This is a genomic window from Kitasatospora sp. NPDC058218, assembly GCF_042882445.1.
Classification (GTDB): domain Bacteria; phylum Actinomycetota; class Actinomycetes; order Streptomycetales; family Streptomycetaceae; genus Kitasatospora.
This window is the reverse complement of sequence record NZ_JBHVWC010000011.1, coordinates 54,572-72,739: the sequence shown is the minus strand read 5'-3', so window position 1 is coordinate 72,739 and position 18,168 is coordinate 54,572. Positions and strand designations below refer to the sequence as shown.

Below are 18,168 nucleotides of genomic sequence, written 5' to 3'. Positions count from 1 at the left end.
GCTGCGGGGCCCGGACCGGCCTGCCCGGGTCCATGGCCGCAGAAATGCAGAATCACCCAGGTGGAGTGTGGCTCGATGGTCACCCCCACCTGGGCGGTCGCGTTGACCGGGCATCGTGCCGCTTTGGCAGCCGCACGCTCTTGACAACCAATGGCCGTCCAGGTGCAGCGCTACAGGCTACCCACAGTGCCCTAGCTGAAGACCTCGATCCCGCCGGAACATCGGCCGAATCTCCAAGCGGGCGGAGGGGCCTCAGTGCCAACCGGTGCAGTGATAGCCATCCTCGACGCAGGCGTGCGCTTGGACTGTGCCATCGACCATATTACCGTAACCAGTGGAGCCGATAGCGTGCCAAATATCGAAACCACTACTCATATTCTCTACCCAGAAAACCTGCCCATTCTTGGCGCCGGAGATCCGAGCCCAGTTCGCCGCGCACGCAGGGCTGTAGCGCAGCTCGATGGTGCCGTACACCGTGTCCATGGACTCCGCGGTGTAGGCGTCCGCGCTGCAGCCCTTGTCGATCGGGTCGTATGTGTAGCAATCGAGCCCGTAACAGCTGGCCGTGACCTGGGTCGTAGTGGCGGATGCGGTCGGAGCGACGAATCCGGCCAGCGCTGTCGCGGCCATTGCGATACCGAACATGCTTTTGACCGCACGATGCGCTTGCTTCATTCGGACTTCCTTCCCGGTAGAGAGGAGATCGACGCTGCCTCTGTGAAAGCGGCCCGGCAGTCAGATCCTCGACCCGTCCTCGATTTTCGTCCAGATCCCCGCACTTATTCAGGCCATCCCCACCCTCCCCGCCGGTGTCATCCGCACCTTCGAGCGGCACTAACGTTCCGTACCAGAACCGCGAATCAGGCGCACACCTGTGGCTACACGGAACAGTGCCGTCGAAGACGGCTGTACTCATGCTGAAGAACCTGTCTGAAATCAGCCGGAGTATCGACTTGGCCCGGCTGGGAGGCGCTGGTGTGACGCTCCAGGGGCGGGCAGCCCGCAGGGCACGTTGCCGATCTGTACAAGGAGTGGAACACCGTTGAACGCCTGATCAACAGGGTCAAGGCGTGGCGCGGTATCACCACGAGGTACGACAAGGACCCTGCGAGAGGGAGTGCGGGGCGTCGATGACGCGCTGCAGGTCCCCGGCGGTCGTCGCCGCGTAGCGGGGGAGGGACGGTTGCCGGGCGGCGACGTGCTCGGTCGCCGGCAGGCGGCGGACATGGCCGCCCACGGCGCCGTCCATGAGCGCGAACCTGGTTTGGGCACCTGGGGGTTTCGTCCAGGGCTTGGTGTTGGCGTGGACGGAGCTCGGGGTCAGCGGCTGCTCCCCGGAGAACCAGGCGATGCCGCCGCTCCGCCGCCATCCCTGCGGGTGCCGTCACGGTAGACCGTCGTCGCCGGGTCGGCCCGGCATTACCCGGCGTGGTGACGGCGGTCAGCGGTTCGTGCGGCGGGCCCGGAGGTATTCGCGGGCGAGCAGGCGGAGGGCGGCGGCTTTGGCCGGGCCGGCGGAGCGGTGCAGCAGGGCGGGGATGTCGGCGCGGGCGGCGGTGCTGGTCAGTTCGTCCAGGCCGATCATGCAGCGGACCATGGGGCGGTGCGCGGGCGGGACGAGGGCGACCACGGCGCGGCCCTCGGCGAGGGTGCGGTCGACCTGGTCGAGTTGCTCGGTGATCAGCGCCCGGAGGGCCGGGAGGTCGCGGGCCTGTTCCAGGTCGGTGCGGGTGACCCCGTGCCGGTCCAGGGTCTGCCGGGGGAGCGTCAGGCGGCCGTCGGCGAGGTCCTCGGCGAGGTCGCTGACGAAGTCGAGCCGCTGGCTCGCGTCGATGACGGTGCGGCAGGCGGCCCGGTAGGCCGTCTGGTCGCCGTCCGGGCCGAGCAGGGTGGCGACGACCATGAACGCGGGCAGGGAGTAGTCGTCCACGTAGCGCTGGTAGTCGGCCTCGGTGGCGAACCCGGCGAAGTCGAGGTCGGCGACGGCCCCGGCGAGGTACTCCAGCGCGCGGTCGCGCAGCGCGGGGTGCGCGGCGACGGTGTGCAGCAGCGGGCGCAGCTCGGGGTGGTCGGTCGCACCGGTGGCGAGGCCGTCGGCCACCTCCTGCTCCCAGCGCGTGTACGCAGCCTTGCGCTCGTCGAGCGGGCCGCTGTCGAGCAGGGTGTCGGTGCGGTGCATGTAGGCGGTGGCCGCGATCACGTGCGGTACGAGCCGGGCCGGGAGGAGGAGTCCGGTGGCCAGCACGGCCTCCCGCTTGTACCGCGTCACCTGCCGGCGCTGGCGGCTGTAGTCCTCGCGCAGTCCGGGGTCGTCGATCCCGGCCGCGTCCAGAGCCCTCTTCCAGCTGCCCACTCGCTCGCGTCCTCTCCCCGGTCGGTGTGCCCCGAGCCTAGAGGGCGGTCGGCACCGTCCGCACAGGAGGTCGGGAAGGAGCCCGGGGGAGGGAGGGGAGCAGGCTGCCGCCGCCCGCCGCCGGAGGTCAGCCGAGTGCCTTGGCCTGCCAGTAGCCGAACTGTCGGAGCGGGTCGCCGTCGAGCGACCACGGCCAGGGCGTGACGGTGTCGCCGATCAGGTCGAAGAGGCCGGCGCCCTCGCGCGGACGGCCGGCCTGGACCAGGGCGAAGGCCAGCACGTTGAGGTCGGCCAGGGCGGCCGCGTACTGCAGGTGCCCGGCGCGGGGCCAGCGCGCCAGCGCCGTGTCCAGTGCCCTGGTGGCCCGGTGGTTGGTCCACTGGCGGCGGACCAGGAGGGCCTCGACGCCGCCGCGGGCGACGGTACGGGCGTGCTCGTCGATCAGGGCGGTCAGTTCCACGCCCACGGCCGGCGCGTTCGACGGCACCCCGGACCGGACGGCGTCCAGGAACTCCAGCTGGCCGCTGCGCGAGCCGCACTCCTCCGGTGAGAGGTAGCGCAGCATCTGAAGATGGGCCTCGCGGTTCCACGGGTCGCGCGACGTCACCTCGTGCCAGACGGGGAACAGCTCGCGCGTGTCCGCCCGGATCAGGCGCAGGACCCCGAGCAGCACGACCCAGGGGGTGGGGTCCTCGGGGAGCGCCTCGGCGGCGCGGCGGCAGTCGGCGGCGACGGACCGGGCGTCCGCCATCCGTCCGTCGTGCCGGCCGCGGACCAGCTCGACCCACGCCTCGAAGACCATCGCGTCGCCGCTGTGCGGACGGCGCATCCGCCAGGCGCGGGCGAGCCCCGAGGGCGCGGCCGCCTCGGCCAGCACGGCGAGGCGGTGGGTGCGGCGGTCCCAGTCCGCGCCGGTCTCCTGGAGCAGCCGCTCGATCTGGTCGATCTGGATGCCGCTCTGGCCCGGTATCCCGGTGGAGGTCAGTTGCCGCCGCACCCGGCCCAGCTTGACGTCGTCGAGTTCCGGGAGCATGCGGGGCCCGGAGGCGCGAAGTCTTCGAAGTATCGACACGCGCCGCAGCCTAGGTCCCTGGTCGATTTTCGGACAGACCCTGGCCGAATCTTGTTGTTTCGGTGACCGTACGGGCCCGTAGCGCAATCGGACCAGATGCTTCCGGTTCGCCCGGGGTTGCCCGCGCCGTCAGCGGCCGTCAGTGGCCGGCAGTGGTGGCGGAGGTGGCGGTGGCCGGCCGGCCGGTGGCGGCCGGGGTTGCCGCCTCCGGTCGCTGCGGCGGGGTGGCGGACCCGAGGCGCCGCCGGAGCAGGACGGCGGCCAGTGCAGCCAGGGCGAATGCAGCCCCGGCCCAGGGCAGCCGGTGCGTGCCGAGTGAGGACACCACGAACCCGCCCGCCGCGCTGCCGAGGGTGATGCCGAGGTTGGAGAAGGAGATGAAGAGGCTGTTGCCGAACTCGGGGGCGTCCTGGGCGTCCCGGGCCAGCCAGCTCTGGGTGACGACCAGCCCGCCCGAGTGCACCGCCCCCCAGAGCAGCACGCCGAGGGCCATCGGGACGGTCCACGGCCCGACGGCGTAGACCACGGCGTAGACGATCACGTAGAGGACGGGGAAGGCCGTCACCGTGCGGATCGGGGCGCGTTCCAGCAGCCGGCCGAAGAGGAGGTTCCCGGCGACCATCACGATCCCGAAGGCCATCAGCGCCGCGCCGACCTGGGAGCCGTTCAGCCGGGTGACCTGCTCCAGGTATTCGGCGAAGTACCCGTAGACCGAGAACATCGCCGCGAACACGGACACGACGGCCAGCACCGCCAGCCAGAGCCGGGGGCGCCGCAGGATCCGCAACTGGCTGCCGTAGGAGAGGCGTTCCTCGGACGGCATCGACGGGAAGAGGGCCAGGACGCCGAGGAGGGCGAGCAGGTTGACGCCCGCGCCGAACCAGAACGCGGCGGCGAGGGAGAGGTGTTCGGCGAGGTAGGAGGTGAGCGGCACGCCGAAGGCGAAGCCGACCGTGACGCCGGCGAACACGGTGGTCGCGGCCCGGGTGGCGCGCTGCGCCGGGACGAGCCGGGCGGCGGCGGTGAGCGCGACCGAGAAGAACACCGGGTGGAACACGGCCGGGACGACCCGGAAGAGGAACATCACCTCGAACCGGTCGGTCAGCGCGTAGACGGCGTTGGAGAGGGCGAACACGGCGAGCGAGGTCGCGAGGACCGTCTTGCGGGGGATGCGGGAGGCCAGGAGGGTCATGAACGGCCCGGTGGTGGCGACCACGAGCGCGAAGACGCCGACCAGCCACCCGGCCGTGGACGGCGCGACGCCCAACTCCTCCGATATTCGGGGGAGGATGCCGACGACGCCCATCTCCGTGGTGATGATCCCGAACACCCCCAGGGCGAGGGTCAGGACGACGAGACCGGTCTTTCGCATGGCAGCCTTCCGCGCTCGGCCCCGAGGCGGCCCGCGGGCTCCTCGAATCGAGCTACAAATCTAGATAGTTAGATGGGTTATGCCGGAAAACGGGAATGTCCGAGGGTGGCGCGGGGAGGCGCCGGACCGGAACGGGGGGAGGTCTCAGAGCTCGTCGCGCACGTAGGCGGCGAACGCGGCGATCGTCTCCTCATTGCGGCGGTAGAAGGTCCACTTGCCGATGCGTTCCGATTCGAGCAGCCCGGCGTCCCGCAGGATCTGCAGGTAGCCGGAGACCACCGACTGGGCCAGCCCGGACTGCTCCCGGATGTCCGTCACGCACACGCCGATGTGGAATCCCACGCCGCGCTCGCGGTAGTAGTCCTCGTCGAAGTAGCGCTCGGGCGTTTTCAGCCAGCGCAGGAACTCCGCGCGCGCCGGGTTCGCGAGCGCTTTGTGAACGGCCAGCGGATCCACCGCCCCACGCTCCTTCCGATACGACGACCCCGCAAGACACATCTAATATTCTCGATACGAAGAAGTGTGTCAAGCGCGGGGGTGCGGGCCGCAGGGGGCGGCGCCCGCGCGCCCGCCCGCCCGGCAACGGTCCGTCAGGCCGGTACCGCCTCCACCACCGACAGGACCGTCGCTGTGGGGATGACGCGGGACAGGCGCAGCCCGGCCCGCTCGAAGAGCTCCGCGAAGTCCGCCTCCGTCCGCTCGCGGCCGGTGAGGGAGGCCATCATCATCAAGTCCAGGGTCTTGGACTGGTGAGGGTCGTTGCCCCGGGGGACCACCGCGTCCAGGACCAGGACCCGGCCCCCCGGGTGCAGGGCACGGCGGCAGTGCGCCAGGAGCGTCACGCAGGTCTCGTCGTCCCAGTCATGGGTGATCCGCTTGAGCAGGTGGATGTCGCCGGGCGGTACGGAGGTGAAGAAGTCGCCCTCCGCCAGCGTCCAGCGGCCCGCGATCTCCTTGTCGGTGTCCAGGCGGTGGCCGGCGAGGACGTGGGAGCGGTCGTAGAGGACGCCCGCCAGGCCCGGGTTCCGGCGCAGTACCTCCAGCAGCAGGCCGCCGTGGCCGCCGCCGACGTCCACGACCGTGCCGGTCTCCGGGAACTCGTAGGCCGCCGGGATGACCGCGTTCTCCGGGTCGGACATCGCCGCCATGCCCACGTGGAAGACGGCGGCAGTCCGCGCGTCCTGGGCGAAGTGGTCGAAGAACGGCATGCCGAAGATGCCCTCGAACGACGCGGTGCCCTCGGTCAGACAGCTCGTCAACTCTCCCGCCGGCAGCCACATGGTGCGGTCGGTGAGCATCCGGACGGCGGCCCGCGCGGAGTAGGGGACGTCGCTGCGCAGCGCCTGTCCGGCGCCGGTCAGCGTGAACCGGCCCAGGTCGTCCTCCGCCACCACGCCCCGGGTGGCGAGCAGGCGCAGCACCCGGTGGAGGCTGCGGGCGTCCGTGCCGGTCGCGGTGGCGAGTTCGGCGGGTGTGCGGGGGCCGTCCGCGAGGTGGTCGGCCACGCCCACGTCGGCGGCCGCGCGCAGGGCGGCGGGGAAGAGGAAGCCGAGGGCTTCGTCGGTGAGGAACGCGGCGGAACGGCGGTAGGGGGCTTCGGGATCGGTGTCCCCTGCCGCGGCCGCGGCCCCCGGGGAGCCCGCTGTGGGAGCACCTGACTCCGCCCGGTCGCCGAAGCGCTTGCCCTCGTCCTGACGCATACCGTCCTCCTCGAATCAGCGGTCCCGCCCGGAAGGGTGCCCACGGGTAGCCGGACCGAAGCGCAGCGTCACCCGGTGCGGTCGGTTCTCGGACAGGACAGGACAGGACAGGACCGGGCCCGGAGTCGGGCGTGACGGCGACGGCCGCCGGCCCGCCGGCGCGGTGATCGGGGCGGGACTTCACCATCCTGTCGCCGTGTGCAGCTTCCGGAACGAAACGGCCGGCGCCGCCGTCCGGCCTCCTAGATTCGGTCCCGCACCCCCCGCCGCACAGCAGTGCGAACACCGAACGCGGGGACCCAGCACCGGATCACTCCGCCGCTCTCGCGCCGGCCCGGGCGCGTCGACTGAATCCCGAGGGCGTCATGGATTTGAACGAGGCTGACACCGCCGACGGTGGCCGGCGTTCCGCGATCGTCACCGGAGCGTCGCGGGGCATCGGCCGGGCGGTGGCCGTGCAACTGGCCGCCGACGGCTACGACATCGCCTTCTGCTACCGCGAACGCGGTGAGGCCGCGCTGGAGACCGAGCGGCTGGTGCGTGAGCACGGCGCGGCGTGCTACCACGCACCGTGCGACGTGGCGGACGGTCCGGCGGTGGAGGCCTTCGTCAAGGCCGCCGAGGCCGAGCTCGGTCCGACCCACGTGCTCGTCAACTCCGCCGGCATCGTGCGCGACAGCCCGCTGGTCCTGATGCCGCCCGAGGCCTGGAACGTGGTCATCGACACCAATCTGAACGGGACCTTCAACTTCTGCCGGCCGGTCGTGTTCGGCATGATGAAGCGCCGGGAAGGCGTCGTCGTCAACATCTCGTCGGTGGCCGGCGTCTACGGCAACGCCGCGCAGACGAACTACGCCGCGTCCAAGGCCGGTGTGCACGGCCTGAGCAAGTCGCTGGCCAAGGAGGTCGCCAGGAGCGGCATCCGGGTCAACGTCGTCGCGCCCGGCTTCATCGAGACCGACATGACCGCGGTGCTCTCGGAGAAGGTCCGGGCCGAGGCGCTGAAGATGGTTCCGATGCGGAGGTTCGGGACGTCGCAGCAGGTCGCCGATCTGGTCTCGTTCCTGGTGTCCGAGCGGGGCGGCTACATCACCGGCCAGGTGATCCAGGTCGACGGCGGGATCACCCTGTGAGCGCCGCGATGAGAGCCACCCCGCCGCCGGCCCCGCCCGCGATCCCGGACGCCGCCCCGCCGGCCGCCCCGCCCGCGACCCCGCATCGCAGGACGAAGGACCGTGCGGTGCCGCTGGTCGCGGTCGATTCCTACGAGGTCGTCTCCCCCGAGGTGATCACCGCCACCAAGGCGATCCGTGCCGACGACCCCTACCTGGAGGGGCACTACCCCGACTTCGCCATCTACCCCGGGGTGTTCGTCGTCGAATCGGTGACGCAGACCGTCCGGATCCTCGCCGAGCGGACCTTCCGGACCCCGTTCGAGCTGGAGCTGGCGGCCATCACCTCGGTCCGGTTCAGCCGCCCGATGCTCCCCGGTGACACCCTCCACGTCCGCTGCGAGTGCACCCTCACCCGGCCCTCGGCCGAGCCCGCCGCCGTCGGGGACGGCCCCGCCGCCCCCGCCCCCGTCAGGGACGGTCTGTTGACCGTCAGGGCGGAGTGCCGCAACGGGGCCGGCGAGAAGGCCGCGCGGCTGACGCTGGAGTTCCGGCTGACCGAGGAGGAGGTCGACGGTGCCGCATGACCACGCACGCCTGCGCGGCGTCCTTCCGCACCGGTACCCGATCCTGCTGGTCGACACCGTCGAGGAGATCGAGTACCACGCCCGCATCGTCACCACCAAGGCGATCACCGGCTCCGAACCCTGCTACGCCGGGATCGCGCAGACCACCGACCGCCGTCGCTACGCCTACCCCCGTTCCCTGATCATCGAGTCCTTCGGCCAGAGCGGCGCGGTGCTGTGGCTGGAGAGCATCCGGCGCGACGGCCGGGAGCTCGACGGCAGCCTGATCTTCGCCGCCGCCCGGGACGTCACCTTCCACCGTCAGGCCCACCCCGGCGACATCCTGCGCCACGTCGCCCACATCGACCACGTCGTCGGGGACAACGCGTTCCTGCACGGCCGGACCCTGATCGACGGCGAGGTCGCCGTCGACTACGGGTCGGTCATCGCCGTCGTGCGCAGGACCGACGCTCTCGGTACCTGACCGCCGGCGCCCCAAGCTCCGGTCGCGCGTGCGGCCGGCCGCTCCACCCCGCTCAGCACCCGCCCGACCACGCGGAACCCCGCCGAACCCCGCTGAGCCCTGCTCAGAACCCGCCGAGCCCCGTCCTCCCGCGCGGAAAGCCTGCGCGGAGGACGGACCGACCACCCCATCCCGATGGAGGCAACCATGACCACCAGTGCCGTCAGCGCACACCTCGACGAGCTCCGCGACCTGATCGCCGAGGTCCTGGAGATCGAGCCGGAGGAGATCACCGAAACCGGGTCGTTCGTCGAGGAGTACGAGGCCGACTCGCTGCGCGCCATCGAGATCCTCGCCCGCATCGAGAAGAAGTACAAGGTCGAGATCCCGCAGGAGGAACTGGCCAAGATGGAGAACCTGCTCGCGGTCTACGAGACCGTCAAGACCCGCGTCGGCTGGGCCGACTGACATGGTCCGCGTCGTCGTCACGGGCGTCGGGCCACTGGCCGGCGTCGGTATCGGAGCCGAGCGGTTCGCCGCCGCGCTGAAGGCCGGCCGCCACGCGATCGCCCCGATCGAGAGCTTCGACCCGGTCGGCTTCCCGCACCGGATGGCCGGGGAGCTGCGGGGGTTCGAGCCCGAGCAGTGGGTGCGGCACATCTCGCCGGAGCAGTGGGGTCCGGCCAGCCTCTTCGCGGCGGCCGCGGCCCGGCTCGCCGTCGACGACGCGGGCATCGACCCCCAGGTGCTGCGTTCCTCGCGCGCGGGCTCGGTGATCGGCACGACCAGCGGTGAGTCGCAGGTCGTCGAACGCGCCATGAAGCAGTGGATCGACCAGGGTCCGCAGCATCTGCCCGCCGCGAGGATCGCGCTGACCCCCTCCTACCGCATGGCGGTGGCCGTCAACCGCGAGCTGGGCCTGACCGGTGAGGCCGTCACCCTGGCCACCGCCTGTTCGGCCAGCAACTACGCGATCGGCTACGCCTACGACCTGATCCGCAACGGTGAGGCCGACTACATGCTCGCCGGCGGCGCGGACGCGATGTGCCGCTTCGCCGTCGCCGGCTTCTACCGCCTCGGCGCGCTCACCAAACAGGCCTGCTCGCCGTTCGACGCCAACCGCTCGGGCATCCTCATCGGTGAGGGCGGTGCGGCGATGTTCCTGGAGTCCTACGACAGCGCCAGGGCCCGCGGCGCGCGGGTCTACGCCGAAGTCCTCGGCTACGGCCTGACCTGCGACGCCTCCCACATGGTCTCGCCGGATGCCGGCTCCATCGCCGCCTGCATGCGCCGTGCGCACCGCAACGCCGGGATCAAGCCGGCGGAGGTCGACTACATCTCCGCGCACGGCACCGGGACCCCCTCCAACGACACGATGGAGGGCCGCGCGATCCGCGAGGTCTTCGGCGACACCCCGCCGCCGGTCAGCTCGATCAAGTCGATGCTCGGTCACACCATGGGCGCGGCCAGCTGCTTCGGCGCGATCGCCTCGGTGCTGGGCATCGCGCAGGGCTTCATCCCGCCCACCATCAACCACACCGAGATCGATCCCGAACTCGCCGGCTTCGACGTGGTGCCGAACCGGGCGCGCGCCGCCGACCTGCGCATCGTCCAGAACAACGGCTTCGCCTTCGGCGGCAACAACGCCATCACCATCTTCGGGAGGCCGCAATGACCGCCACGAGCACCGCGACCGCCCCGGGCACCGCGACCGCCCCGGGCGGCCCCCCGACGAAGTCGGTCCCGCTCGCGGTGACCGGCTGGGGCGTGCTGTCGCCGCTGGGCGTCGGCGCCGAGGAGTTCACGGCGGCCTGGTGCGGGCGCCGGAGCGGTCTGCGCGACGTCCGCGGGCTGTTCGAGGGCCCGCTGCCGGTCGACGAGGCCTGCGTGCTGACCGACTTCAGCGTCCGCGACCACCTCGGCCGCAAGGGCACGAGCTTCTTCGACCGCACCACGTCGCTGACCGTGGTGACCTGCGGGCTGGCCCTGGAGGACACCAGCCTGGTGATCGAGGAGGCCGACCGCGGCGAGATCGGCATCGTGCTGGGCTCGACTACCGGCGGAGTTCAGTCGCTCTGCGAGTTCATCACCGAGACCATCGTCAACGACCCGCCGTACCTGGTGAACCCGGTGCTGTTCCCGTACGCGGTGATGAACGGCGCCGCCAGCTCCGCCGCGATCTGGCACCAGCTCAAGGGCGTCAACGCCACGGTGTCGGACGGCCAGGCGTCCTTCCTGGCGGTGCTGAAGTACGCGCGCAACCAGATCCGCAACGGCTACGTGGAGGCGGTGGTCGCCGGCGCGGTCGAGGAGTTCAGCCCGCACCGGGCCTGGGCGGCCGAGCACCTGCGCGGCGGCCGGGGCGCGCGGGTGCCGCTCGGCGAGGGCGCGGCCGCGTTCGTGCTGGAGCCGGCCGACGCGGTGCGGGCCTCCGGGCGCAAGCCCGACGCGGAGATCCTCGCGGTGGAGACCGGGCTGTACGGCCAGGGCATCGATCCGGCCGACGGTCTCGCCGGGTGCATCGACCGGGCCCTGCGCAGTTCCGGGACCGAGCCGACCGAGGTGCGCATGGTCGCACCGTCGATCGCCGGGTCCGAGCACCGGGACGCGATCGAGCGGCGGGGCATCGCGACGGCGCTGGACGGCGCGTCGTTCGCCTCACTGCCGGTCAAGGACCTGCTCGGGGAGACGTACAGCGCCTCGGGCGCCCTGCAGCTCGCCGCGGTGCTGGCCGAGCACCGCGGCGACGCCGGCCTGGACGGCGCCGTCTCGGTCATCACCTCGGTCACCTCCGAGGGGCTGGTCGGAGCCGCGGTGGTCAGGGGGTGGAGCCGTGACGAGCGGTGACCCCACCCGGCCGGTCCGGCGGCTTCGTCGGGCAGCGGTGGCGGGGAGGTGGACGCGTGCCGACCGCGATTAGCGGCTTCGACGTCCTCAGCTGCCTCGGCGACGCCGAGGCGACGTTCGGCGCGCTGCTGCGCGGCGACACCGGCGTCGGCCCGCTGCGCCGCGACACCCGGCGGCTGGGGGTGGACCACGCCTACCAGATCGACGAGGACGAGGGCCGCCGCGCGAGCCGGTGGCTGGCCCGGGTCGTCGCCGGTGCGGTGCGGGCCGCCGGACTCGACGTCGGCGGCCGGCGGGTGGCGGTCGTCGTCGGCACCGGTTTGCGCGAGCTGCCGGAGGCCGAACGGTGGTGGGCCGAGGGCGGCACCATGACCCTCCCCGAGCTGCACTTCGGCGCCGTGGTGCGCGGTGTGCTGCCCGGGGCGACCGAGGTCCTGACCGTCGCCAACGCCTGCGCCGCCTCCGGGTACGCCCTGGCGGTCGGCGCCGACCTGCTCGCCGCCGACGAGGCCGACGCCGTGGTCGTGGCGGGCTGCGACTCGATCACCGACAGCCTGCTGGCGGTCATCGGCCGCGGCAGCGCCGTCCGCAGCACCGCCCTGCGGCCCTTCGACAGCGAGCGGGAGGGCGTACTGCTCGGCGAGGGCGCGGCGGCGGTCGTCATCGAGTCCGAGGAGACGGTGCTCGCCGAGGGCCGCGAGGTCCTGGCCCGGCTGCACGGGGTGGGCCTGTCCTGCGACGCCTACCACGAGACCGCGCCGGACCCGGCCGGGATCGCCGCCAGCATGCGGGACGCGCACCGCCGGGCGGGTGTCGTCCCCGCCGACGTCGACCTGGTCGTCGCGCACGGCACCGGTACGGCGCTCAACGACCCGGTCGAGGCCGCCGCGTTGACCGAGGTCTTCGGTGACGCCTGTGGCCACGCGCTGGTGACCGGCATCAAGGGTGCCGTCGGCCACACGTCCGGAGCGGCTGCCCTGATGTCGGTCGTGGTCGCGATCCAGGCGATGCGCGGCGGTGCGGTCCCGGCGATCCGGGGCCTGGCGAAGCCGGTCCCGGAGGCCGGACGGCTCGCCCTGGTCGCCGGGTCGCCGATGGCGGCGCGGCCGCTGCTGGCGCAGATCGACTCGTTCGGGTTCGGCGGCGTGAACGCCGTCGCGGTGCTGGGAGCCGCCACATGAGCGAGCGACGGGGATCCCCTCCGCCGGCCGTCGAGGTCCCGCCGGCCATGAAGGAAGCGGCCGTCGCCGGAGGGCGCACGCGTGCGCCGAGCGTCTCCGTGCACGCGTACGCCGTCCACGTCCCCGGCGCCGACGCCCGGGAGACCGGCGGTGCGGCGGTCCCGGGCGAGTCGATGTGCTCGGCCGAGGAGGCCCAGCAGGTCCTCGGTCGCAAGGGCCTGCTGATGAAGGAGCCCGCGACGCGGCTGGCGCTGTGCGCCGTGCACCGCGCGCTCGGGCTGCCCGCCGGCAAGCTCGACGGGCCGCTGCCGCTGGCCGACCGCACCGCCGTCGTCGTCAGCTCCAACCTGGGCAATCTGCGCACGGCGTGCGCCATCGCCGCGGCGGCGGGCCGGGAGGACTTCCGCGTGGTCAGTCCGCTGGAGACGCCGAACGTCTCCAGCAACGTCATCGCCAGCACGATCGCGCTGCGCTACGGCTTCACCGGCCCCAACGTCATGGTCTGCAACGGCGCCACCTCCGGGCTGGACGCGGTCCGTCTCGGCGCACGGCTGATCCGCGCCGGACGTGCCGAGCGGGTGGTCGTCGTCGGTGCGGAGCCGGAGGACGAGGTCGCCCGGGCCCTGGCGGGGAGCCGGGACCGGCGCACCTACGGCGGTCGTGACCTGCCGGCGCTGCGCGCCGCCGCGGCCTGCGTGGTCCTCGGCAGGGCCGGCGCCGGCGGGCAGGACGCCGGTCCCCGGTCGGCGGTGCTCGGCGACGGCGGCACGCTGCCGCCGGGTGCGCGGGTGCCGGCCGGTCACCGGGGTCTGACGTTCTCGCCCTACGGCACCGCCGACGAGTCGGACTCCGTCGTCGACCTGACCGCCCGCCTCGGGGAGACCTACGGCGCGCTCGGCGTCCTGCAGGTCGCGGCCGCCGCGGCGAGGATCGGCCGCGGTGACGCCGACGGTGCCCGGGTGGCCTGCGGTGACGCCGTCGAGGGCTACGCCTGGCTCGACCTCGACCTCGACCTCGCCGTCGCCGGGGACGTGATCGCATGACAGCCGGCGAGGTCGTCTGGCAGCGGTTGCCGGGGGTGCGCACGCACGGTGAGCACATCGGGCTGCACGCCGCCGGTGACCCGTCGGGCGAGCCGGTGCTGCTGCTGCACGGCCTGGAGGACAGCTGGTCGAGCTGGGCGCGGATGGTTCCGTTCCTCGCTCCGGGCTTCCGGTTGATCGCGGTCGACCTGCCCTGGCGGACCGGCGGCGACTACCGCTGGCGCGGCCGCGCGCCGCAGCAGTGGATCGCCGACGTGATCGGCGCCCTGCCCCGGCGCCCGGCGGTGATCGTCGCCCACTCCTTCAGCGCCAACGCCCTGCTGCTCGGCCTGGACGGAGCCGGCGGGGCCGACCTGGCCGCCGACGCCATGGTGCTGATCTCGCCGTTCTACCGGCCCCCGCACGTCCCGATCACCTGGAGCACCTTCGAGCACTCGTTGGCGGACTTCCGCGCCACGATGACCGCGGGCCTGCGCGTGCGCCTCGGCGAGCGCGCCGAGCGCCTGGAACCGGACATCTTCGACCGCATGGCGAGCGCGATGCTCGACGGCATCGGCGTGCTGGGCTTCCTGGCCGTGTTCGAGCAGTTCGCCGCCACCTGCGACCTCGACCTCTCCGCGTACCGCGGCCGGACACTCGTCGTCGCCGGATCCCGCGACCCGGGCATCGCGGGGGAGCGCGTCGACTGGCTGCACCGCGCGCTCCCGCGGGCGGTGCTGGAGGTCCACCCCGACCACTCCCACTTCTGTCACCTCGACCGGCCGGAGCGGATCGGACCGCTCGTGGCCGACTTCCTGACGAAAGGAACCGTGTCCGTGCCGACACTGGACGGCAGCAGCGGCCCCCACCCGGGGCGCCCGCGCTACGAGGGTGCGAACATCAGCACCTTCATCGGCTTCAAGAACTTCACCGCGCTGGCCGAGGACGTCGTCCTGCAGCACCTGCGCGAGCTCGGTCACGGTCCGCAGCAGCTGTTCGAGCGCTACGGCCTGGGCACGACCGTCGTGCACTCCTCGATGCGCCTGACCGCGACCATGCACTCCGACGACCAGGTCGTCGGCACGGTGACGCCGGTCGCGGCCAAGCCGGGCCGGGGCGCCGCGTTCGACGTCAGGCTCGCCACCCGCCGGGGCGGCGCCGAGGAGCCCGTCAGGCTGCTCAACGGCCGGGTGCGCGTCCAGTTGATCACCGAGAAGGACGGCAACCCGGTCGAGCCGGTGCCGGCCGAGCTGGCGCCGTTCCTGGTCGCCGAGGTGACCGGTGACGGCGCCGCGGAGCCGCTCGCGGTGGGCGACCCGGCGACGGTCCCCGCCGTCCTGGCGGAGCAGAGCGGGAACTCCTTCCTGTGGACCTGGCGGATCCCCTACTTCGCCTGCCACTACTACACCCGGATCCAGCACCAGAGCTACGTCAAGCTGCTGGAGGAGGCGGTCGACCGCTACCTGGCGCACGTCGGCCTGCCGATCACCGAACTGCTCGCGCAGCGCGACTGGATCCCGGTCGTCTCGCGCTCGCGCGTCGACCTGCACGCCGACGCCTTCATGGGCGAGGAACTGCTGATCACCTTCGCGGTGGACGACGTCATCAAGGACACCCTGTTCACCGCCCGCATGGAGTGCCGCGTGCTGCGCGGCGACCGTCTCGTCCACGTCGCCTCGGCCACGATCATGCACGGGTACGTGCTGGCCCGGGGCGAGAACGCCTTCGCCGACCTGGTGGTGCTCGACGCGCCGACGCAGGCCGCGCTGCTGGGAGGTCAGGCCTGATGCGCAAGCCCCGTTTCTACTTCTCCTTCCACAGCCCGTTCAGCTGGATGGTGAGCCACCAGCTGGAGCGCCGGCTGCCGGGCTGGCACGACGAGCTGGAGTGCCTGCCCTACTTCGAGCCGGACGAGCAGACCTGGGAGACGCTCGATCAGCGCGGCATCGAGATGCACTACGCCGCGATGTCCAAGGCCAAGCACCTGTACATCCTCCAGGACACCAAGCGCCTGAGCGCCAGGTTCGGGCTGTCGATGAAGTGGCCGGTGGACGTGGACCCGTGGTGGGTCCTGCCGCACCACGCCTACCTCGCGGCGCGCCGGCTCGGCCGCGGCAAGGAGCTGTACTGGGCGCTGTCGCAGGCTCGTTGGGAGCGCGGCGAGAACATCTGCGAGGTCGACGTCGTGCGCAGGATCGCCGACTCGATCGGTCTCGACGGTGCGGAGATCGCCAAGGCGCCGCACGACGCGGACCTGCGTGCCGAGGGCATCGAGGCGATCGAGAAGGCCTACCTGGACGACGTGTTCGGCGTGCCGTTCTTCAAGACCGGGCCGCACCGCTTCTGGGGTCTGGACCGGGTGGACGACTTCCTCTCCGCCTACGGGCGGGCGCGCGAGAAGGAGGCGGCGAAATGAGCGAGTCCCCCGTCGAGGACCGCCCTGTCGAGGAGCCTCAGGCCGAGGGGCCCCCACTGGTTCCGGACCTGGAGGCCGACCCCCTGGAGGGCGTCCCGGAGGCGTTGCTGGACCTGGTCGGGTCCTACGACCACGACACGGCCGGCGGTTGCGGCTGATGTCCGCGCCGGTGACCGGGGCCCGGCCGGGGAGCGCGTCGGCCGGGGCCGCCTGGGCGATCGAGGCCGAGGGCCTCGGCAAGACGTTCGGCGGCCGGTCCGTGGTGGACGGGGTCGATCTGGCGGTCGCGCCGGGGACGGTGTTCGGACTGCTCGGACCGAACGGCGCGGGCAAGACCACGACCGTCCGGATGCTGACCACGCTGCTGGTCCCGGACCGGGGCCGGGCGGCCGTCGCCGGGTTCGACGTGGTGCGCGAGGCGACCGAGGTGCGGCGGCGGATCGGGCTGACCGGTCAGCTGTCGGCGGTCGACGAGCGGCTGACCGGCCGCGAGAACCTCGTCCTGGTCGGGCGGTTGCACCACCTCGGCCGGGCCGGCGCCGCGAAGGCGGCCGACGAGCTGCTGGAGCGGTTCGGCCTGGCCGAGGCCGGGCGGCGGCCGAGCGGGACGTACTCGGGCGGCATGCGGCGCCGGCTCGACCTGGCGGCCAGTCTGATCGCCGATCCGCCGGTGCTGTTCCTGGACGAGCCGACGACCGGCCTGGACCTGGGCAGCCGTCTGATCCTGTGGCAGACCGTCCGGGAGCAGGTCACCTCGGGCACCACGGTGCTGCTGACGACGCAGTACCTGGAGGAGGCCGACCGGCTCGCGGACCGGATCGCGGTCGTCGACGACGGCACGGTCATCGCCGAGGGCACGCCGGAGGAGCTGAAGCGCAAGGTCGGCGGGGAGCGTCTGGAGCTGGCCTTCGCGACGGTGGACGAGGCGGACCGGGCGCAGGCGGCCCTCGGAGCGGACCTGCCGCGGACTCCGGACCGGCTCGGCCTGCACCTGCCGGTCGAGGCGGGACCGCGCACCGTCGCCGAGGTCGCGGGCACGCTGGCCGACCTCGGACTGCGCCCCGAGGACTTCGCCGTCCGCAAGCCCTCGCTCGACGACGTGTTCCTCGCCCTCACGGGCCGGTCCACCACCTCCTAGCGCCACCCCCCCGTACCGCCACCAGCACGCCGTGGCGCCACCACCCCCTCGACGCCGTCACCTCCCGGCGCCACCACCACCTAGCGGGTTCGTCACCGCTGTGAAGGACTGATACACAGTGACCAGCGCCGTGTTGGACACCGCGGGCGACGCCTACGCGCTCGCCGGTCGGCACATGAAGCACCTGATCCGGGTGCCCCAGAAGCTCCTCGGCACGACCGTGATGCCGATGGCCTACGTGGCGGTCTTCGGCTACCTGTTCGGCAGCGTGATCACGGTGCCCGGGGGCAGCTACCGCGAGTACATCATGGCCGGGATCTTCACCCAGATGATGCTCTCCACGGCCGCGAACACCGCGCTCGGCGTGACCGGCGACCTGGGCAACGGACTGGTGGACCGGTTCCGCTCGCTGCCGATCGCGCGCGGCGCCGTGCTGATCGGCCGCACCACCGCGGACCTGGCGCTGGCCGCGGTGTCCTGCGCGCTGATGGCACCGGTCGGGCTGCTGATCGGCTGGCGCGTGCACCACGGTCCGCTGTCGGCCCTCGCCGGATTCGGCCTCCTGATCGCCTTCGGCTACGCGATGACCTGGCTCGGCGCGTTCATGGGGATGGCGTTGCGGACACCGGAGGCGGTCAACGCGATGGCGTTCCTGATCATCATGCCCCTGACGTTCCTGTCCAGCGCGTTCATCCCGCTCGACCGCCTCCCGGCCTGGCTGCGCGCGGTGTGCGAGTGGAACCCGATCAGCGTCGTGGCGGCCGCGGTGCGCCGACTGTTCGGCGACGAGGCCGCGGTCACCACCCAGCTCGCCTTCCCCGAGCGCCAGGCGGTGCTGCTCGCCCCCGTGCTGATCCTGCTGATGCTCGCCGTGCTGGTGCCGCTGGCGATCCGGGCCGGGCGATCGGCGGTGAACCGGTGAACGC

20 protein-coding genes and 1 pseudogene are annotated in these 18,168 nt (G+C 72.4%); 14 read left to right on the top strand and 7 right to left on the bottom strand.

Annotated elements, in window-relative coordinates:
* Positions 1 to 252: 252 nt before the first annotated feature.
* Positions 253 to 675 (bottom strand): DUF2690 domain-containing protein, encoded by a 423-nt coding sequence (locus ACFVYI_RS09355; RefSeq protein WP_387882661.1) that lies wholly within the window; start codon positions 673 to 675, stop codon positions 253 to 255.
* Positions 676 to 984: 309 nt separating this feature from the next.
* On the opposite strand from ACFVYI_RS09355, the pseudogene ACFVYI_RS09350 reads away from it, so the two are divergent.
* Positions 985 to 1,134, top strand: a pseudogene (locus ACFVYI_RS09350) (IS5/IS1182 family transposase); the annotation flags it as partial.
* Here ACFVYI_RS09350 and ACFVYI_RS09345 read toward each other — a convergent pair.
* The 6 genes from ACFVYI_RS09345 to ACFVYI_RS09320 all read right to left on the bottom strand — a co-directional run bounded on the left by ACFVYI_RS09345 (position 1,082) and on the right by ACFVYI_RS09320 (position 6,497).
* The gene (locus ACFVYI_RS09345) at positions 1,082 to 1,249 is read right to left on the bottom strand and encodes a hypothetical protein (RefSeq protein WP_387882659.1); all 168 of its coding nucleotides are present in this window, start codon (positions 1,247 to 1,249) and stop codon (positions 1,082 to 1,084) included. The pseudogene ACFVYI_RS09350 and the gene ACFVYI_RS09345 overlap by 53 nt on opposite strands.
* Positions 1,250 to 1,441: 192 nt before the next feature.
* Entirely contained in the window at positions 1,442 to 2,353 is a 912-nt protein-coding gene (locus ACFVYI_RS09340; protein ID WP_387882658.1) for a squalene/phytoene synthase family protein, read from the bottom strand.
* Between the two features lie 127 nt (positions 2,354 to 2,480).
* A complete protein-coding gene (locus tag ACFVYI_RS09335; RefSeq protein WP_387882656.1) occupies positions 2,481 to 3,425 on the bottom strand; it encodes a hypothetical protein in 945 nt (314 codons plus the stop codon).
* A 139-nt stretch (positions 3,426 to 3,564) separates the two neighbouring features.
* Entirely contained in the window at positions 3,565 to 4,797 is a 1,233-nt protein-coding gene (locus ACFVYI_RS09330; protein WP_387882654.1) for an MFS transporter, read from the bottom strand.
* A 144-nt stretch (positions 4,798 to 4,941) separates the two neighbouring features.
* Entirely contained in the window at positions 4,942 to 5,253 is a 312-nt protein-coding gene (locus tag ACFVYI_RS09325) for an ArsR/SmtB family transcription factor (protein ID WP_387882652.1), read from the bottom strand.
* A gap of 134 nt (positions 5,254 to 5,387) precedes the next feature.
* Entirely contained in the window at positions 5,388 to 6,497 is a 1,110-nt protein-coding gene (locus tag ACFVYI_RS09320) for a methyltransferase (RefSeq protein ID WP_387882650.1), read from the bottom strand.
* 365 nt (positions 6,498 to 6,862) lie between these two features.
* Here ACFVYI_RS09320 and fabG point away from each other — a divergent pair, with 365 nt between their 5' ends.
* The 13 genes from fabG (at position 6,863) to ACFVYI_RS09255 (ending at position 18,164) form a co-directional block, all read left to right on the top strand.
* Positions 6,863 to 7,630, top strand: a complete 768-nt coding sequence (gene fabG / locus ACFVYI_RS09315) for a 3-oxoacyl-[acyl-carrier-protein] reductase (RefSeq protein ID WP_387882648.1) — start codon at positions 6,863 to 6,865, stop codon at positions 7,628 to 7,630.
* Positions 7,631 to 7,638: 8 nt separating this feature from the next.
* Positions 7,639 to 8,196, top strand: coding sequence for a 3-hydroxyacyl-ACP dehydratase FabZ family protein (locus tag ACFVYI_RS09310; RefSeq protein WP_387882646.1), 558 nt, complete (start codon positions 7,639 to 7,641; stop codon positions 8,194 to 8,196).
* Positions 8,186 to 8,659, top strand: a complete 474-nt coding sequence (locus tag ACFVYI_RS09305; protein WP_387882645.1) for a 3-hydroxyacyl-ACP dehydratase FabZ family protein — start codon at positions 8,186 to 8,188, stop codon at positions 8,657 to 8,659. Before ACFVYI_RS09310 ends, ACFVYI_RS09305 begins: the two co-directional genes overlap by 11 nt.
* Before the next feature lie 186 nt (positions 8,660 to 8,845).
* Positions 8,846 to 9,106, top strand: a complete 261-nt coding sequence (locus ACFVYI_RS09300; RefSeq protein ID WP_387882643.1) for an acyl carrier protein — start codon at positions 8,846 to 8,848, stop codon at positions 9,104 to 9,106.
* A 1-nt stretch (position 9,107) separates the two neighbouring features.
* A complete protein-coding gene (locus ACFVYI_RS09295; protein ID WP_387882641.1) occupies positions 9,108 to 10,313 on the top strand; it encodes a beta-ketoacyl-[acyl-carrier-protein] synthase family protein in 1,206 nt (401 codons plus the stop codon).
* On the top strand, positions 10,310 to 11,485 hold the full coding sequence (locus tag ACFVYI_RS09290; protein WP_387882639.1) for a beta-ketoacyl synthase N-terminal-like domain-containing protein: 1,176 nt from the start codon (positions 10,310 to 10,312) through the stop codon (positions 11,483 to 11,485). The genes ACFVYI_RS09295 and ACFVYI_RS09290 overlap by 4 nt, the downstream gene beginning before the upstream one ends.
* A 56-nt stretch (positions 11,486 to 11,541) precedes the next feature.
* The gene (locus tag ACFVYI_RS09285; protein WP_387882637.1) at positions 11,542 to 12,666 is read left to right on the top strand and encodes a beta-ketoacyl-[acyl-carrier-protein] synthase family protein; all 1,125 of its coding nucleotides are present in this window, start codon (positions 11,542 to 11,544) and stop codon (positions 12,664 to 12,666) included.
* A complete protein-coding gene (locus tag ACFVYI_RS09280; RefSeq protein ID WP_387882635.1) occupies positions 12,663 to 13,709 on the top strand; it encodes a beta-ketoacyl synthase N-terminal-like domain-containing protein in 1,047 nt (348 codons plus the stop codon). The genes ACFVYI_RS09285 and ACFVYI_RS09280 overlap by 4 nt, the downstream gene beginning before the upstream one ends.
* Complete coding sequence (locus ACFVYI_RS09275) at positions 13,706 to 15,475, top strand: alpha/beta fold hydrolase (RefSeq protein ID WP_387882634.1); 1,770 nt, start codon at positions 13,706 to 13,708, stop codon at positions 15,473 to 15,475. Before ACFVYI_RS09280 ends, ACFVYI_RS09275 begins: the two co-directional genes overlap by 4 nt.
* Complete coding sequence (locus tag ACFVYI_RS09270) at positions 15,475 to 16,104, top strand: 2-hydroxychromene-2-carboxylate isomerase (protein ID WP_387882632.1); 630 nt, start codon at positions 15,475 to 15,477, stop codon at positions 16,102 to 16,104. The genes ACFVYI_RS09275 and ACFVYI_RS09270 overlap by 1 nt, the downstream gene beginning before the upstream one ends.
* On the top strand, positions 16,101 to 16,262 hold the full coding sequence (locus ACFVYI_RS09265; RefSeq protein ID WP_387882630.1) for a hypothetical protein: 162 nt from the start codon (positions 16,101 to 16,103) through the stop codon (positions 16,260 to 16,262). The genes ACFVYI_RS09270 and ACFVYI_RS09265 overlap by 4 nt, the downstream gene beginning before the upstream one ends.
* Positions 16,262 to 17,242 (top strand): ATP-binding cassette domain-containing protein, encoded by a 981-nt coding sequence (locus ACFVYI_RS09260; protein WP_387882629.1) that lies wholly within the window; start codon positions 16,262 to 16,264, stop codon positions 17,240 to 17,242. The genes ACFVYI_RS09265 and ACFVYI_RS09260 overlap by 1 nt, the downstream gene beginning before the upstream one ends.
* A gap of 118 nt (positions 17,243 to 17,360) precedes the next feature.
* Positions 17,361 to 18,164, top strand: coding sequence for an ABC transporter permease (locus ACFVYI_RS09255; protein ID WP_387882627.1), 804 nt, complete (start codon positions 17,361 to 17,363; stop codon positions 18,162 to 18,164).
* Positions 18,165 to 18,168 lie beyond the last annotated feature (4 nt).

What these genes read in the sequence shown, in the direction of transcription:
- ACFVYI_RS09355 (WP_387882661.1), bottom strand. Translation starts at nt 675, where the DNA reads ATGAAGCAAGCGCATCGTGCGGTCAAAAGCATGTTCGGTATCGCAATG.
- ACFVYI_RS09345 (WP_387882659.1), bottom strand. Translation starts at nt 1,249, where the DNA reads ATGGACGGCGCCGTGGGCGGCCATGTCCGCCGCCTGCCGGCGACCGAG.
- ACFVYI_RS09330 (WP_387882654.1), bottom strand. Translation starts at nt 4,797, where the DNA reads ATGCGAAAGACCGGTCTCGTCGTCCTGACCCTCGCCCTGGGGGTGTTC.
- ACFVYI_RS09320 (WP_387882650.1), bottom strand. Translation starts at nt 6,497, where the DNA reads ATGCGTCAGGACGAGGGCAAGCGCTTCGGCGACCGGGCGGAGTCAGGT.
- fabG (WP_387882648.1), top strand. Translation starts at nt 6,863, where the DNA reads ATGGATTTGAACGAGGCTGACACCGCCGACGGTGGCCGGCGTTCCGCG.
- ACFVYI_RS09310 (WP_387882646.1), top strand. Translation starts at nt 7,639, where the DNA reads ATGAGAGCCACCCCGCCGCCGGCCCCGCCCGCGATCCCGGACGCCGCC.
- ACFVYI_RS09300 (WP_387882643.1), top strand. Translation starts at nt 8,846, where the DNA reads ATGACCACCAGTGCCGTCAGCGCACACCTCGACGAGCTCCGCGACCTG.
- ACFVYI_RS09295 (WP_387882641.1), top strand. Translation starts at nt 9,108, where the DNA reads ATGGTCCGCGTCGTCGTCACGGGCGTCGGGCCACTGGCCGGCGTCGGT.
- ACFVYI_RS09290 (WP_387882639.1), top strand. Translation starts at nt 10,310, where the DNA reads ATGACCGCCACGAGCACCGCGACCGCCCCGGGCACCGCGACCGCCCCG.
- ACFVYI_RS09280 (WP_387882635.1), top strand. Translation starts at nt 12,663, where the DNA reads ATGAGCGAGCGACGGGGATCCCCTCCGCCGGCCGTCGAGGTCCCGCCG.
- ACFVYI_RS09275 (WP_387882634.1), top strand. Translation starts at nt 13,706, where the DNA reads ATGACAGCCGGCGAGGTCGTCTGGCAGCGGTTGCCGGGGGTGCGCACG.
- ACFVYI_RS09270 (WP_387882632.1), top strand. Translation starts at nt 15,475, where the DNA reads ATGCGCAAGCCCCGTTTCTACTTCTCCTTCCACAGCCCGTTCAGCTGG.
- ACFVYI_RS09265 (WP_387882630.1), top strand. Translation starts at nt 16,101, where the DNA reads ATGAGCGAGTCCCCCGTCGAGGACCGCCCTGTCGAGGAGCCTCAGGCC.
- ACFVYI_RS09260 (WP_387882629.1), top strand. Translation starts at nt 16,262, where the DNA reads ATGTCCGCGCCGGTGACCGGGGCCCGGCCGGGGAGCGCGTCGGCCGGG.